The organism is Streptococcus sp. FSL R7-0248 (genome assembly GCF_037967965.1).
GTDB lineage: Bacteria > Bacillota > Bacilli > Lactobacillales > Streptococcaceae > Streptococcus.
Genome location: NZ_CP150201.1, coordinates 1,345,056 through 1,360,117 on the forward strand (window position 1 = coordinate 1,345,056; position 15,062 = coordinate 1,360,117).

The 15,062-nt window shown below is 39.1% G+C and carries 15 protein-coding genes; 2 read left to right on the top strand and 13 right to left on the bottom strand.

Going from position 1 to position 15,062, the window contains the following annotated elements; all coding sequences use genetic code 11:
* Positions 1 to 65: 65 nt before the first annotated feature.
* Positions 66 to 3,215, top strand: coding sequence for a KxYKxGKxW signal peptide domain-containing protein (locus tag NYE32_RS06415; protein WP_156685342.1), 3,150 nt, complete (start codon positions 66 to 68; stop codon positions 3,213 to 3,215).
* Positions 3,216 to 3,384: 169 nt separating this feature from the next.
* On the opposite strand, the gene NYE32_RS06420 is transcribed toward NYE32_RS06415, so the two are convergent.
* The 5 genes from NYE32_RS06420 to NYE32_RS06440 all read right to left on the bottom strand — a co-directional run bounded on the left by NYE32_RS06420 (position 3,385) and on the right by NYE32_RS06440 (position 7,496).
* On the bottom strand, positions 3,385 to 4,149 hold the full coding sequence (locus tag NYE32_RS06420; RefSeq protein WP_002885262.1) for an amino acid ABC transporter ATP-binding protein: 765 nt from the start codon (positions 4,147 to 4,149) through the stop codon (positions 3,385 to 3,387).
* Positions 4,150 to 4,160: 11 nt separating this feature from the next.
* The gene (locus tag NYE32_RS06425) at positions 4,161 to 4,847 is read right to left on the bottom strand and encodes an amino acid ABC transporter permease (protein WP_104021142.1); all 687 of its coding nucleotides are present in this window, start codon (positions 4,845 to 4,847) and stop codon (positions 4,161 to 4,163) included.
* A 3-nt stretch (positions 4,848 to 4,850) separates the two neighbouring features.
* Complete coding sequence (locus NYE32_RS06430) at positions 4,851 to 5,543, bottom strand: amino acid ABC transporter permease (protein WP_073685789.1); 693 nt, start codon at positions 5,541 to 5,543, stop codon at positions 4,851 to 4,853.
* Positions 5,544 to 5,612: 69 nt separating this feature from the next.
* Positions 5,613 to 6,479 (bottom strand): transporter substrate-binding domain-containing protein, encoded by an 867-nt coding sequence (locus tag NYE32_RS06435; protein ID WP_002885359.1) that lies wholly within the window; start codon positions 6,477 to 6,479, stop codon positions 5,613 to 5,615.
* Positions 6,480 to 6,497: 18 nt separating this feature from the next.
* Positions 6,498 to 7,496 carry a uroporphyrinogen decarboxylase family protein gene (locus NYE32_RS06440; RefSeq protein ID WP_049553596.1) on the bottom strand — a complete coding sequence of 333 codons (999 nt, stop codon included), beginning with the start codon at positions 7,494 to 7,496 and terminating at the stop codon, positions 6,498 to 6,500.
* 382 nt (positions 7,497 to 7,878) lie between these two features.
* Between NYE32_RS06440 and NYE32_RS06445 the strand changes: the two genes are divergently transcribed.
* On the top strand, positions 7,879 to 8,361 hold the full coding sequence (locus tag NYE32_RS06445; protein ID WP_155197955.1) for a glutathione peroxidase: 483 nt from the start codon (positions 7,879 to 7,881) through the stop codon (positions 8,359 to 8,361).
* Positions 8,362 to 8,466: 105 nt separating this feature from the next.
* Here NYE32_RS06445 and NYE32_RS06450 read toward each other — a convergent pair whose 3' ends face one another.
* From NYE32_RS06450 to NYE32_RS06485, 8 genes are all read right to left on the bottom strand, one after another.
* Complete coding sequence (locus tag NYE32_RS06450; protein ID WP_002888017.1) at positions 8,467 to 8,727, bottom strand: SemiSWEET family transporter; 261 nt, start codon at positions 8,725 to 8,727, stop codon at positions 8,467 to 8,469.
* Positions 8,728 to 8,979: 252 nt separating this feature from the next.
* Entirely contained in the window at positions 8,980 to 9,342 is a 363-nt protein-coding gene (locus NYE32_RS06455; RefSeq protein ID WP_339156895.1) for a hypothetical protein, read from the bottom strand.
* Between the two features lie 125 nt (positions 9,343 to 9,467).
* Complete coding sequence (locus tag NYE32_RS06460) at positions 9,468 to 10,508, bottom strand: hypothetical protein (RefSeq protein WP_156685340.1); 1,041 nt, start codon at positions 10,506 to 10,508, stop codon at positions 9,468 to 9,470.
* 399 nt (positions 10,509 to 10,907) lie between these two features.
* Entirely contained in the window at positions 10,908 to 11,831 is a 924-nt protein-coding gene (locus NYE32_RS06465; protein ID WP_155123953.1) for an aldo/keto reductase, read from the bottom strand.
* Between the two features lie 97 nt (positions 11,832 to 11,928).
* Positions 11,929 to 13,143: an ABC transporter permease gene (locus NYE32_RS06470; RefSeq protein ID WP_073690026.1), complete on the bottom strand. Its 1,215-nt coding sequence runs from the start codon at positions 13,141 to 13,143 to the stop codon at positions 11,929 to 11,931.
* Positions 13,140 to 14,033 (bottom strand): ABC transporter ATP-binding protein, encoded by an 894-nt coding sequence (locus NYE32_RS06475; RefSeq protein ID WP_049482268.1) that lies wholly within the window; start codon positions 14,031 to 14,033, stop codon positions 13,140 to 13,142. Before NYE32_RS06475 ends, NYE32_RS06470 begins: the two co-directional genes overlap by 4 nt.
* 11 nt (positions 14,034 to 14,044) lie before the next feature.
* Positions 14,045 to 14,845 (bottom strand): DUF3169 family protein, encoded by an 801-nt coding sequence (locus NYE32_RS06480; protein WP_171968061.1) that lies wholly within the window; start codon positions 14,843 to 14,845, stop codon positions 14,045 to 14,047.
* Complete coding sequence (locus NYE32_RS06485; protein ID WP_021143931.1) at positions 14,842 to 15,051, bottom strand: helix-turn-helix transcriptional regulator; 210 nt, start codon at positions 15,049 to 15,051, stop codon at positions 14,842 to 14,844. Before NYE32_RS06485 ends, NYE32_RS06480 begins: the two co-directional genes overlap by 4 nt.
* Positions 15,052 to 15,062: the final 11 nt, after the last annotated feature.

Here is a 15,062-nt window from a genome sequence, read left to right on the forward strand (position 1 = left end):
ATGCGTTTGATTCTTCTAATGAAAGATGTTAGAATGGTGGCATTAAAAGGAAAAGGGGAACTTTTATGGAAAATAAAGTTCATTTTAAACTTCATAAAGTGAAAAAACAATGGGTTACCATTGCCGTATCTGGTTTGGCACTTGGTGCCTCATTGATTGGAGTTGGTGTCTCTGCCGACGAACAAGCTGCGAATCAAGTCACCTCAGCAAGCACATCCGAGAGCGTCAGCCAAGATCCTGATTTTGTCGTCACAGAAACAACTGTAGATACAACAAAAGCTGATCAAGTCGCAACCAATAATGCAGCTGATACAACTGCTACTGTCACAGCTGATAAGCAGCCAGTCCTTAAGGAAGAGCAAACAAGTAGCACTTACAATTTGGCTAGTGGCGAAACGAGAACTGCTACTTCAACTTCAGAAACAGCTAGCACAGTCACTGAAGTAAACAGTCAAGCACCAGAATCTGTTGAAACTACTGTCGTTTCTGGCGGTCAATTCAAGAGCGATGCTGAAGGCAACTGGTACTACCTTAAAGATGGGAAAAATCTAACAGGTGCTCAAAACGTTGACCATTTCGACCTTTATTTCCACGAGGATGGAAAGCAAGCCAAGGGCGAGATCATCACTGAAAATGGACAATCTTTCTACTATGACAAGGCCAATGGACGTAAGGTAACCAATACCTCTATCAACATCGATGGTCAAGCCTACAATGCTGATGTCCAAGGTCGTTTGACAGCAGTTCTCCCTGAAACGAACAAACGCAACCAGTTTATCGAAGATAATAACCACAACTGGTATTACCTCGGCAAAGATGGAAAACCCGTCACTGGTGCTCAGACCATTGATACATTTAACCTCTACTTCCACGAAGACGGTCGACAAGCTAAAAACGAAATCGTTACTATTAATGGTGATAGCTATTATTTCGATAAAGACAATGGACGTCGTGTGACAGGTCGCCAATATCTTGATTATGCAAACCATAAATACTTTGGTTACTACTACTTCGATAAAGATGGCAAGATGGTAAAAGATGACTTTGTTACCGAGAATGGTAATCTTTACTACTTTGATGCTACTGGTAATCAACCTGATTCTGTCTTTGTCTCAGATAAATCGGATAACTGGTACTACTTCGACAATTACAAGGCAACTAAAGGCTTCTCAGCCCCATTTGGTTTCCAAACCGAATTCCTAGACCGTAGCCAATCCGACTATAAGACAAGCGTTCAAAACCTAAACGGACAACAGTACTACTTTGATCCTAAGGCTGGTATTATGGTAACCAGTCGTTATGTTTCTGATGATAAAGGGAATTGGTATTACTTTGGTAAAGATGGTAAAGCGCTTCACGGTTTTCAAACGGTGGACGGCAACCTTCACTACTTCAATAATAGTGGACAACAAGTCAAAGGGGACTTCCTTTACTACGATAACGATATCTACTATCTAGATAAAGATAATGGAAATCCAGTAACTAACCAATTCGTTAATAGAGATAACTCTTGGTACTACTTCGGATCTGATGGTAAAGCCGTGTCTGGTTTCCAAACCATTAACGGTCAGAACCTTTATTTCCACGAATATGGTGTCCAAGCCAAGGGACAACTGGTTACTGTTGACGGTAAAACCTACTACTTGGACCCAAATACAGGTGAAAAGTGGGTTAATCGTTCACTTACCTTAAACGGTACGGTCTATAATTTTGACAATAATGGTGTGGCGACGACTAAATCTGACCAAACCACAAATCGAAACCAATTTGTTCAAGGTAGCGATCAAGAATGGTACTACTATGATGCTAATGGTAAAAAGGTCACTGGTTTCCAAACCATTAACAAGGACCTCTACTACTTTAACGATAAGGGCCAACAAATCCGAGGTGCTTTCTTTACCCTAGGTGATAACCAGTATTTCGCTAACAGCGAAACTGGTGCTGTTCTTCGCAACGCCTTTTATCATGATACATCCACTGACCATTACGGTGACTTCTCTGAAACTATCTACTACGCAGGAAGTGATGGTGCCTTCAAAACAGGTTGGTTTGAAGTTGATGGCAACCGTTACTACGCTAGCGACTATTCTGATAATGATGCCTTTAAAGGGGGTCTCTACACAGGAGTCGTCAACTCTCAGCTCTTTAGCCCAGATGGAAAACTCTTGACAAACGGTCTCTATCCTGAATTCAAGCGTACTGGTGAAAATGATTATGAACTTAAAGGCGTCTATATCACAGATGCTGATGGTAAAATCAAAGAAGGTCCTTATCAATATGATGGTAAGATTATTGGATCTAAATATAGTAACGTCCGCCAATCACAATGGTCAACTTTTGATGAATGGGATATTCTTAATGGACACCTCTACCATTTCGACTCAACACCTATGACCTTCACAGCACCAAATGGTCAAAAAGTGACCACAAACGTTGCCATTGCAACAACTAACAAAGCCCTTACCTATCGCGGTGTGACCTTTAATTTTGATGCCAAGGGTATTGATGCGACAAAAGAAAAAGCCATCCACTTTGACCAATTGCAGACGGATCCTAGCGGTACAAGTTATCTCTATGAAAATGGCCAAAAAGTCACTGGTTTGAAGACCTTTGATGGCGTCAGTTACTATTTCTATGAAGATGGCCGTCAAGCCAAAGGCACAGAGGTTACAATCAACGGTAAGACATACCAATTTGACCAATTGACTGGTATCATGACACGCAACGCCTTTTCAAAATCATATAATTACGAAGGTTCTCCACGCTTCCCATACTACCCAACACGCTACTATGGTAACGACGGGGCTGCTCTTACTGGTTGGCAAACCATCGACGGCAAGGACTACTACTTCCGAGCTAGCGGAAACCTTGAAACAGGACGTTTTGTCATTGGAGATAGAGCCTATAACGCTGATGACAATGGCGTGGTTACTGACCGCAAGGGTGAACCTGCCTACCGCAATCGTATTGTCTACGATAAAGGCGACAACTACTATTACAATGACAAGGGTGAGAAAGTGACCGGCTTCCAAGAAGTTGATGGCAAGGTCCTCTACTTCGACGCTAAAGGCAAACAAGTCCTAGGACGCTTCGTCACAGTTGATAATTACACCTACTATTTCGACCCTAAAACAGGTGAAAAATACACAAACCGCTCTGTCCTCATCGATGGTAAACTCTATACCTTCGACAAAGACGGACATGTGGTGTCTTAATATGAGATGAAACCTGAAACCGAGACGAAAGTCTTGGTTTTTTGTGGGAGTTAAGTACCATATAAACTAACATTACATTTAGGAAACTAAAAATAGGCTGAGAAATAACCTCAGCCTATTTTATTTATACAAGAATTATATACTCTAATTATAACTTATCAATGATGAATCAAATCATATATTCCAAATCATAACTAGCATCAGAAAGAATACGTGCCAAAAATTGTTGTGTACGTTTTTCTTTTGGTCTGTAAAAAATGTCTTTTGGACTCCCCTCCTCGATGACATGACCACCATCCATGAAAACGACATGATTAGCTACATCTCGTGCAAACCCCATTTCATGAGTAACAACTACCATTGTTGTTCCTTCATGAGCAAGTTGTTTCATAACATCCAGAACATCCCCAACTAGTTCTGGATCAAGGGCTGATGTTGGTTCATCTAATAAGATAACCTCCGGCTTAACTGCTATAGCCCTGGCTAAACCAATACGTTGTTGTTGTCCACCTGAAAGTTGTGATGGGTAGTAATCTTTAAAATCCAGAAGACCAACTTTTTTAAGTGCTTCTTCAGCAATCTGTTGCGCTTCACTTTTAGGAACTTTCCTAGCAATCACTAAACCTTCCAAGATATTCTCGATGGCAGTCTTGTTTGCAAATAAATTGTAGTGTTGGAATACAAAAGCTGTCTTCTTTCGGATATCTAAAATATCTTTCTTTGATAACTTATCCAAAGAGTAGTCCTTACCCGAAATTGTTAATTGACCTCCATCTGCTTTCTCCAAGTGATTAAGGCAACGTAAGAAAGTTGTTTTTCCTGAACCTGATGGTCCCAAGATGACAACCACGTCTCCCTGTTTCACTTGTAGATTAACATCAACAAGAACCTGACGATCTCCAAATGTTTTTGATATATGTTTAGCTTCTAGCATAGTGACTCCCTCTATGTAAATTGCAATTTTCTTTCTCCAAGGTTAAAGAGAACTTGAATAATACCACAAATGATTAAATATAAAATGAAGATGACAAAATAAGATTCAAAATATTGATATCCATATGCTGCTTCAACTCGTGCAATTGCGGTAATATCTTTTATCGTCATAACAAAGACAAGTGACGTTCCTTTCACAATATTGATAACTAAGTTACACAAATTGGGAAGAGCAGACTTAAGTGCCTGAGGAAAAACGATTCTCAGATAAGCTTGTCTTGTTGTTAAACCTATGGCTTGTGCAGCTTCTAGTTGACCTTTATCAACAGTTTGTAATGCTGATCGAATGATTTCCGATAAACTTCCTGTCGTCATCAAGCTATAGATAATAAAAGCATAGTAAAGCGGATTAACTTTGAAGACATCTATGTGACTCCCAATTCCTTTAAAAAATTGATTTAACAAACTAGGGAACAAACTATAAAAAAATAAAATTAACAGAATTGGAGGTGTTGCACGAATAAATGCAAGATAAACAATTGAAAAAGTCTTGACACCTCTCAACTTATAAATCTGCCCTAAAGCGAGAAATAAAGCAGGTAGAAAACTCAATAAAATTGCCACAACCATGATTCCCAGGGTTACCGGAACACCATATAAAGCCTTGATAAAGGTATCTATTATAAAAGTAATATTCATTATTTACCTCTCTTTTACACTCAATTGTTGTTCTGTTATCCTAGAAATCAACGATAGAATTAACGCTATTCCCCAATAAACAAGGGCAACAGCTGTATAAGTCTCCAAAGAATAATTTCCTAAATGGCGACTAATCAAAAGATTCCCTTTGCCCATAACATCAATAAAACCAATTGTATAAGCCAAAGCTGCATCGCGCATAAGATTAAGTATAGCTGTTGTAATATTTGGTAAAGCAACCTTAAATGCTTGAGGGGCAATAATTCTTACAAAGGTTTGTTCAGAAGTAAGCCCAATACTAAGCCCAGCTTCTAATTGTCCTTTAGGAATTGCTTGATAAGCCGCTTTAAACACTTCTGATATCATTGCTGAGAATAGGAGAACCATGGTCACAAGAACGAATATCAATTTGGACCAATTATTAATATCTAATCCCAACCACCAATTAAGAAATTCTGGAACTCCGTAAAATACCAAGAATAATAGCACAATAGGTGGGGTACAGCGTAAGATAAAAACATATCCCTTAGCTAAATTCTCCAAAGCTTTATCCTTGGAAAGGCTTGCCCAAGCAATTAATCCTCCTAATAACGACCCAAGTAAAGTCGTTAATATGATAACCAATAATGTCATTGGTAAGCCCTTTATGACTTCAGGTAATGCTCCAAAAACTTTTGAAATGTCATAATTGACCATATTTTCTCCTAACTAAACTCACTTCAGAAGCTTATCAAAACATCATACTTTTACGACGTTACAATTTACTTATTTGTCTACGTATGAGAAGACATCCTCACCAAAGTATTTTTTAGATAACTTTTCAAGTGTACCGTCTTCTTTTAGTTCCTTGATAGCCTTAGTATATTCTTTTGAAAACTCTTCGTTCTTACTATCTCGATGGAAGAGTGGATAGGTTGGAATTCCTTTATAAGGGAACCAAGTCAATTTATCTGCATATTGATGATACGCACCATCTTTATCAGTTACAGCCTTTTCAAAAGATAATTTAATATCAAAGTAAGCATCATAACGATTTTCCAGAACCCATGCATAGGCATCTGAAACTTGGAAAGATTCCGCAGATGTTAACTCGATTGGTTGATCTTTATGCTCATCGTTGTAGTCTTTGATAACATTCCACTGAGCATTTTGTGGTGAGATTGGCACCAAGCGACCATTTTGTTTTGCAAAATCAGAGATATTTTTATATTTATCTTTATCATCCTTACGAATGGTAAATCCAATAATACTTGCTCCAATTGGATCTTTAGGAATAATAAATTTTTTAGCACGTTCATCTGTGTACCACGCACCCTTAGTACCAATGTCATATTTACCTGACTCTAAACCAATCAAAAGATCATCATCACTTGTTCCAGTATATTCAAATTTGTACTGTGGAAGCTTTTTATCAATTTCCTTTAATACAGCTACCTCATAGCCATCAGAATTACCATCCTTATCAACAAAATCATAAGGAACATAGTTTTGAGTATGGGCAACTTTTAATGTTGTTACCTTTCCAGAATCTGATTTTGCTTTTTTATCTCCTGTTAAGCTACGTCCAATAACTGTAGCCCCAATAAGTGCTACAACAACAGCTCCACCAATAATCCATGTCTTTTTACTCATATTAATCTCTCCTTTTTCTTACAAAATTGCTGCTTCACGTACCCATTCAATACGCTCATGGTTAATATCACTTGGAATCGTGCAATCAGCACCAATGATTAACCCATGGATTCCAGTATCAGCAATAATCTCCCTAACCTTTTCTTGAATAGCTTTTTTAGTTCCAGTATATAGAAGACCGTCTTTTCCATTTTCAAATCCTCCAAGAACTGTGCGACCTCTAAAAATGTTAAGACCTTTTGCCAAACTAATTCCTTCAGGACCGACCGCCCAATTAACTACCTGAGCAGGATAATCTTTAAAGAGTTCGATGTTATTACGGGCTCCTTCGTATCCGCAAATATGTAGAATATTATGTCCTTTGGCTCCATTAGCTGCTTCTAAAACCTTTAATTCACTTGGAGCAATGATTTCTTTATAAATTTCAGCGCTAACTCGCTCATCTTGAATACTTTGAACACTTAGGTAAATACCATCAGCACCTGCTTCTTCAATCACCCTCTGACTAAGACTCGCAATGTCTTCGCCAATAACATCTAAAACATGCTTCAAAGCTTTTCGGTTTTCCACAATGTAATCTGCGATAAGATCATCGCCACCTGAAACTTTTCCAACTAACCATTTTAAATAAGTAACCGGAGCGAAGATATTGTAAATTGCAACAATATCTTCAGGAAAATCAGCAATCAAACTTTTTACAAGTTCGACTTGTGCAGAAATCCAAGGATGATTTGCACCTAAAGGTTCAATCGTTTGCAAATCACTGATTGACTTAAAATCTTTAAAAGCAGGTTGTGGGTATGCGAAGAAACCATCACTCATCAATTTAACAAAATCAGGTTTGACTTCTTCAATAAATTTTTTATGACCTGCTTTATTTTTATCAATAATTTCTGGATTTTCAAAACCATGTAACCACTCGTCTTCAGTAGTAAAATGATGCCAAAATCCTACTGGGACACGATCAACACTTTCTCCACGAAATGCTTTCAAAACTAACTCTCTTTTTTCTGACATAAGAAACTCCTTTTCTTTTATCCTAAAATCAACAACTCAATGAATTCACCTAAAATACTACAATCTCTTATTATCATTGGTTGCTTCAAAACTGAATGACATTATCTTATCAGAGATTATCACATCCGAAAAATAAAGAAATATTATCCCTAGCCATAAATAAAATTTATGATATAGTAATCTAAATTACGTTAAATCCTATTGTTACTTCTTTTAAGCATATATACCTACATAGTATTATTACCATCAGCTATAAGTAATTCTTAACACCAAGATAGAGAATTACTATCACAAACATAATTTAGTCTCTAATCTTCCTGGAGAATCACTTCTCTGAGTAACTTTGCTATAATAGTCTCAAACAAATAAAAGGAGATTTTCTATGACATCCTTATACGATTTTACAGTTTCAGATCAAGCTGACCAACCCGTGTCTCTCCAGGACTATAAGGGCAAGGTCGTCTTAATCGTCAATACAGCAACAGGGTGTGGTTTGACGCCGCAATATCAGGGCTTGCAGGAACTTTATGACAAATACAAAGACCAAGGATTCGAGATTCTTGATTTTCCTTGTAATCAGTTTATGGGACAGGCACCTGGTAGTGCTGAAGAAATCAATAGCTTTTGCACCCTCAATTACCATACAACCTTCCCACGGTTTGCCAAAATCAAGGTCAATGGTAAGGAAGCAGAGCCACTTTTTGATTGGCTTAAAAAAGAAAAATCTGGACCCCTTGGGGCTAGAATTGAATGGAACTTTGCTAAGTTTCTGATTAACCGTGAAGGTAAAGTCCTAGAACGCTTTTCTTCCAAAACTGATCCACTAAAAATGGAAGATGCTATCAAGGTTCTTCTTAATAACTAAAAATAAAACGAGAGTAAAACTAGAACGACAATCTCTGACTGTCGCTAGTTCTGCTCTCGTTTTCTGCGTTAAGAAAAATAGTATAGAAAGAAATTTTGCTTTATTTTAGAACAAAGCTGTCAATGCTGTAATTAAACCAAAGATAATACCTGGTGCATTGGCCGCAGCAAGGGGAAGGTCACGTTCTTTTTTAAAGAGACCATAGTAAACCCAAAGGCTACAGTTGATTGCAGCTACCAAAGGTTGGATAAAGTTTCCTTTATGACCAGACAGATTGTCCATGATTTGTGGTACGTAAGATACGTACATCATCACTGACATAAAGGTTGCTACCCAACCAAGGGTTTTCATTTGTTTATCAGACATTCGAGACTCCTCTTTTATAAATTTTTTCCTTGTACATCTTAAAAAATAGTACAAGGCATGTTTTAATGCACTAGAATTAAAACAATGTCTATCTTACGCTTTTACAATAGAGAATTCAAGAATTTTGGGGCAATGTTAATAAGATGTAAACTATCACAAGATTGTGATTGGTCACAATCTTGTGATAGTGAATTTGGTCTCTTATGTAGCGTTTTCATAAGAAAAAAGACCTTCATAGTGGTCTTCAAATGGTTATAATACCGACATTTCTTCAACAATCGCCCTACAAACCTGACGGGCCATGGCCGCATTATCACCAAAATTAATATAGAACGGTTGTGAAGAGCTCGTCTTCATACGGACACAGTAATTGTGGTAAATGTGGTTAGACCACCAGTAAAGCCAGAAGCCACAAATACCAAGCAATAAAAGCCCCAAAAACGGATCCTTTCCTAAGAAAATCAATCCCAGAAATACTCCCAAAAGAGCAATTTTCGGAAATGCACGCTTCTCACAAACGACATCGACGGCATTAATCTTGTTAATAGCTACTGAACGGCCACCCCATGACAAAATTTTACCTGTTGAACTGACACCACCAATTTGAAAACTCATTTATATACTCCTAATCCTCTTATTGCTTGAGACACATAGTCTCGACATGTACGTTTATTTATCTATTATCCTACTGGCGGTGCACGCCAGCCTTTAGTCAAATCATTTGACATGATATCTCCTTTCTATCCCTCAGAAAGTGTCTGCCTAAATTGAGCTAACTTGTCCAAAGTATCACTTGTAACTAAACCTTTGATATTTTCATTTGAACGATGATTAATATTAGCTTCCCATGCCTGTTTGATACTATCCCTCTCATTATTGAGCTTTGATTTTGACAAAATATTAATAGGATTTTTTCGTTCCAAGCTAACTGCTTGGGGGGCCTCGAGACGTTTCACCTTACTAGAGAAAGTTTGCTTCAAACAAGGTAAAACTTGGCCCACTTTCTTTTTCAAAAATGCTTTAATTGAATAAATCAAATGATTTCTAAGTCGCTTAAAGATTGAGCGTTGAGCATTTGCTCCATAAATTTTTGGTGGCTCAATAGATTGACCTGAGAGCTGATAATGTAACTCCTGTTTTGATAAACGATAAGTCACCTGACTAATATAGGTATTGTGTTCTGGTAACTTCTCTAGATGGGCACTTTTAGATAACTGCTGCCATGCATTCTGAAAATCATTATCCTTTCGCATTACTTCCAAGTAAGCATACGCTGCCTTTGTCAAATATACCAGTTTCCTTTGATGACATGCCAAGAGCCCGCCCCTTAAGAGTTTCTTTAAGGTCTTTTGATAAGTCTGATTAAATTGGTACTTGAGACCTGATCCCTTTTTCGAATCTGGCACAAAAATGTAAAATTTAGGATCTTTAGGTTTATAGAGACGTACATGCACACCCTCCGACTGTAAAGATTGAAGAAGTCTCAAAGCCAGATACTGACTCTGATCAAAGTAATACCAGTTTCCTTCTCTATAAAGCAAATTACTGATAGACGACTTAAGCCAAAAGTCACTATGACGGTTAGAAACAGTCTCTTGTCCAAAAGATTGTGATGCTTGATGACCACTCAAACGAAAAATCTTGTAATAATAGGTGTCTTTAGTAATGGCAACATAGATTGACTCAGTTCCATGAGCTTGTGAACACGATAACAGTTTCTCAGTCTTGCTAAGTCGTGACTGAATTAAAGTTTTAACTGACTCTACATCAAGTGTTTTCATATTAAGTCTCCTCTCATTTTTATAACTCAGATAACATCTTTGATGCCATTATTATTGCACAGAAAAATAAGAGATTCAACCTCGAAAACAGCTAAAAACGTAGTTTAATGTGCGTATACCAGAAGTATTCATTTCTCAAAATTTACTACAAAAATAAAATGACACAAAACACAGTGTTTTATGTCGTTTAATGTATGATAAATACATTATAAAAAAATAGGTTTTTAGTGGTAAAAATAACATTTTCAAGACTGGACAGGATAGTATTTTAATACTTTTTAAAAAGCTCAAGGTAGACAACGAGGACATTCGACTGCCAAAACACTACAGCATGTTCTCAGCTACTTAAATCACAAAAAGAAGTTACTAGTACAGTACTAGCAACTTCTTTTTTATATTCTAAGGCAAATCATTACCTGCAGCAAGGTAGATTTGGTACCATTCCTTGCGCGTTAGGGTCACTGCTGCTGCTTTCCCTGCTTCAAGGACATGCTGGGGGTTGGTCGTTCCGACGACAGCCTGCATCTTACCCGGATAGCGGAGGACCCAAGCAAGGGCGATAGCTGTCGGAGTGACCTGGTATTTCTTCGCCAAGTCATTGAGGACATGATTAAGGGCCGCAAACTCTTCCTTGCCGACAAAATTTCCCTTGAAAAAGCCATGCTGGAGGACAGACCAAGCTTGAATCACCGTATCGGTTAAGCGACAATACTCAAAGACACTGCCATCTCGCACGGCTGCTTTTGGACCTTCCATATTGACATGAAAACCAGCTTCAAAGCTTGGTGTAAAGGCGGCACTCAACTGCAACTGGTTGACCTTGAGTGGTTGTTTGACAGCCGTTTTGAGCAATTCTACCATCATAGGATTTTGATTGGACACCCCAAAATGACGGACCTTGCCAGCTTGCTCCAAGTGATCAAAAGCTGCCGCCACTTCTTCAGGCTCCATAAGAGCATCCGGTCGGTGAAGGAGAAGACTATCTAAGCGCTCGATCTGGAGGCGCTCGAGGATGCCATCTACGGAGTCCAAAATATAGTCCTTCGAAAAATCAAAATAGGTAAAGCCGTCTTTACGAATCCCACACTTGGACTGAATCCACATCTGGTCCCGAAGATCCGGACGGCGCTTGAGAACCTTCCCCAGCAAGACCTCACACTGGCCATCGCCATAGATATCCGCCAGATCAAAAGTGTTGATCCCAATCGACAAGGCTGTCTCCACCAAGGCCTCCACCTCATCTTCACTCATCTGACTGATTCGCATCATCCCAAGGACAATCGTGGACAAACGCTCATTTTCAGCAAAATCAATATACTTCATCTCTGCCTCCTTTTCTGTATCTCTATTGTAGTGAAAAGGGTTTCAAAAATCAATTGGGAATCAAAAAACCCTCAGCTGTAACTGAGAGCTTGTTTAATTAGCGATAGCTGAGAGCACGTTTGATGGTCTTCCATGGTCCGAGATCATCGGTCTGGAGGATTAAACTCGCATAGATACGGGCAATAAGCACTGTTCCCACGATAGTAAAGAGGACCGCAATTCCCAATGAAGCCCAAGATTCAAGACCAGTCGCATAGCCATTGATGGTACGGAAAGGCATGAAGAAGGTTGAAAAGAATGGAATGTAAGAACCGATCTTCAATAAGAAGACATCACCGGCACTTCCCAAGGTGGTTACCCCAAGGAAGCTAAAGATAACTAACATCATTAGTGGCGAAATCGCTTTTCCTGAATCTTCAGGTCGTGCAACTGTGGAGCCTAAGAAGGCAGAGAGCACCACATACATAAAGATCCCAAGGATAATGAAGAAGACGGTATTGAGCGAGATTGACTCTGCTAGGTGCTGGGTAATTGGAGAGTTTGGAGCGAGAAAATCCTTGACAACAGGGATATCTGCTCTAAAGATCCAAACAGCTACTAAACCAATCACATAGACAAAAATATGGGTAAAGATCACACCGAGGAGTCCGAGCATGCGTGCGAAGAAATAGTCAGTTGCTTTGATACTAGAGAAGACCACTTCCATGATCTTGGTTCCCTTTTCACTAGCCACTTCTTGGGCTGTGATACTCGAGTAGAAGATCAAAATCATATAAAGCAACATTCCTAGACCACCTGCAACCATGGTTTGCACCATTTTCAAGCCTTCTTTTTTCTCATCAATTTTTTCTTTGAGAGAAACCTGTTGAGACAAGGCTGTGACTTGCTCTTTACTTAGATTAGCACGCGCTAGATTAATCCCTTGTTGAACTTGGCCTAATTTTGCGGCGACAAGGGTTTTCAATTCTGTTTTCATGGCTTGGTCGCCCACATAAGTGGCTTCTAGCTGGCCATCTTTTTCATCGACTGTCAAGTAAGCAGCTGCTTTCTCATCCTTGATGGCTTTTTTAGCTGCAGCTTCATCTTTGTAGTCTGAGGTCAAGCTATCGGTTCCTTTGAGACTTTCTTTGACAGCTGAGACTTCTGTCACCAAGGCCACCTGATTCTTCGCATCTGTAGAAGAATCCGTTAGATAACCGATTCCAATGCCCAACCCTAAAATGATGAAAGGGCCCAAGACCATGAAGAGAAAACTCCATGATTTCACTTGTCTGATATAGGTTTCTTTCATTACGACAAACATCTGTTTCATACTTCTACTCCTGATTCAAGTTTAAAGATCTCATCAATAGTTGGGGCTTGGTGGTCAAAGGTCGCAAGGTAGTGGCCCTTGGTCAAGCGGTCAAATAATTCTGGACCCGCTGACGCATCATCCAAGATCAGCTTCCAAGTCCCTTGCTTGGTCATGCTGACTTTGGTCACGTGTGGCAGAGCTTCTAGCTCTTCTTTGCTAAAGTCGTTAGAGACAAAGAGGCGAGTCTTACCATAGCTATTCCGGACCTCTTGGACAGGCCCTGAAAGGACAACCGAACCATCACGGATCATTAGGATATCATCACACAACTCTTCGACGTTGGTCATGACGTGGTCAGAAAAGATAATGGTGGCCCCACGCTCTTTTTCTTCAAAGATGACCTGCTTGAGCACTTCTGTGTTGACCGGATCCAGCCCACTAAAGGGTTCATCTAAAATGATCAATTTAGGCTCATGAATCAAAGTGATGATCAGTTGCACCTTCTGTTGGTTCCCTTTTGAGAGACTCTTGATTTTATCAGTCAATTTCCCTTTTACTTGGAGTTTTTCCATCCAGGTCGGTAATTTTTCCTTAACCTCGGCAGTGCTCATTCCTTTTAAGGCAGCCAAATAGCGGACCTGCTCAAAAATCGTGAGTTTTGGCATGAGACTACGTTCTTCCGGCAAATAACCAATTTCTTTGTAAGTTTCTTGCGTAATCGCTTTGCCATCTAGGCGGATCTCACCGCTGTAGTCCAAAAAGCGCAGGATGCTGTGGAAAATGGTGGTTTTCCCAGCCCCATTTTTCCCAACCAAACCAAGGATATGCCCTTGTTGAGCTGTCAGATCCACTCCAAAGAGGACCTGCTTATTGCCAAAGCTTTTTTCTAAATTTCTAATTTCTAACATGAATGACTCCTTTACTCTTTATAATAACGTTTGGTAATCTTGTATTGTGAAATAAGGATATAAATATAGAGAATGGATACGACCAACAAAGCCAAGAGGATATCCGTCTGGAAGGCAATTCCAATGATTAAGAGAGCAATGAGAAGGCTCGGCAAGATATAATTGCTTAACTTAACCACCACTTCGAAATTTTCCTCGTAGCCAATCTGTTTTTCAGCTTCATCCATCCTACTCATCATAAATTCCCGCACTTCCTTGGCATTGGCATTGCGAGGGATTTCCATACCATAAATCAATTTAAAAGTCTTACGATAGAGTTGGTCAGCCACAACAAACATAGCAAATAGGCTAACAAAAATATAAAACATAGTGTAACTTCCAAAGATATGCATATACGTTCCTGTCATCTTATCATCAAGAGAGTACTGTTGAGTATAAAAGATAATCACAAACATATAAGGTATCAGCAGAATCCCTTTGAAAATCGTAGCCAAGTCGTAACATTTTTTCATCTGACTTTCAAATCTATAAGCCTCCTCATCTTCTGTTTCACTCATCTTGTAATAAGATTTTCGTGACATCAAAAGTAAGGACAATACAATCGCAAAAATGATTAGAAAAAGAATGAAACTTCCTACATACAAGTCCTCTTTATCAAAAAGATTTTGCAATTCAATACTTGTTTTCGATCCAAACATGCCTGTCAAAACTCCGATGACTCCTCCGATCAAACCAGAAACTGTAATGATCCCTACATTTCTCCAAAAACGGTAACGTGGAGATCGTTCTTGTTGTTGCTTTTTCATAATCATTCCTCTTCCTCTACAAGACTAAAAACATTTTCCACAGGCTCTTTAAAAACCTGGGCGATGGTGATGGCAATAATTACAGAAGGGGTATATTCCCCTCGCTCCAAGAGACTGATGGACTGGCGCGAAACCCCTGCTAGCTTAGCTAGCTCGGATTGGTTGAGCCCATCACGCGCCCTCAGCTCTTTCAGTCGATTTTTTAAAATCATGGCTTTCGCCC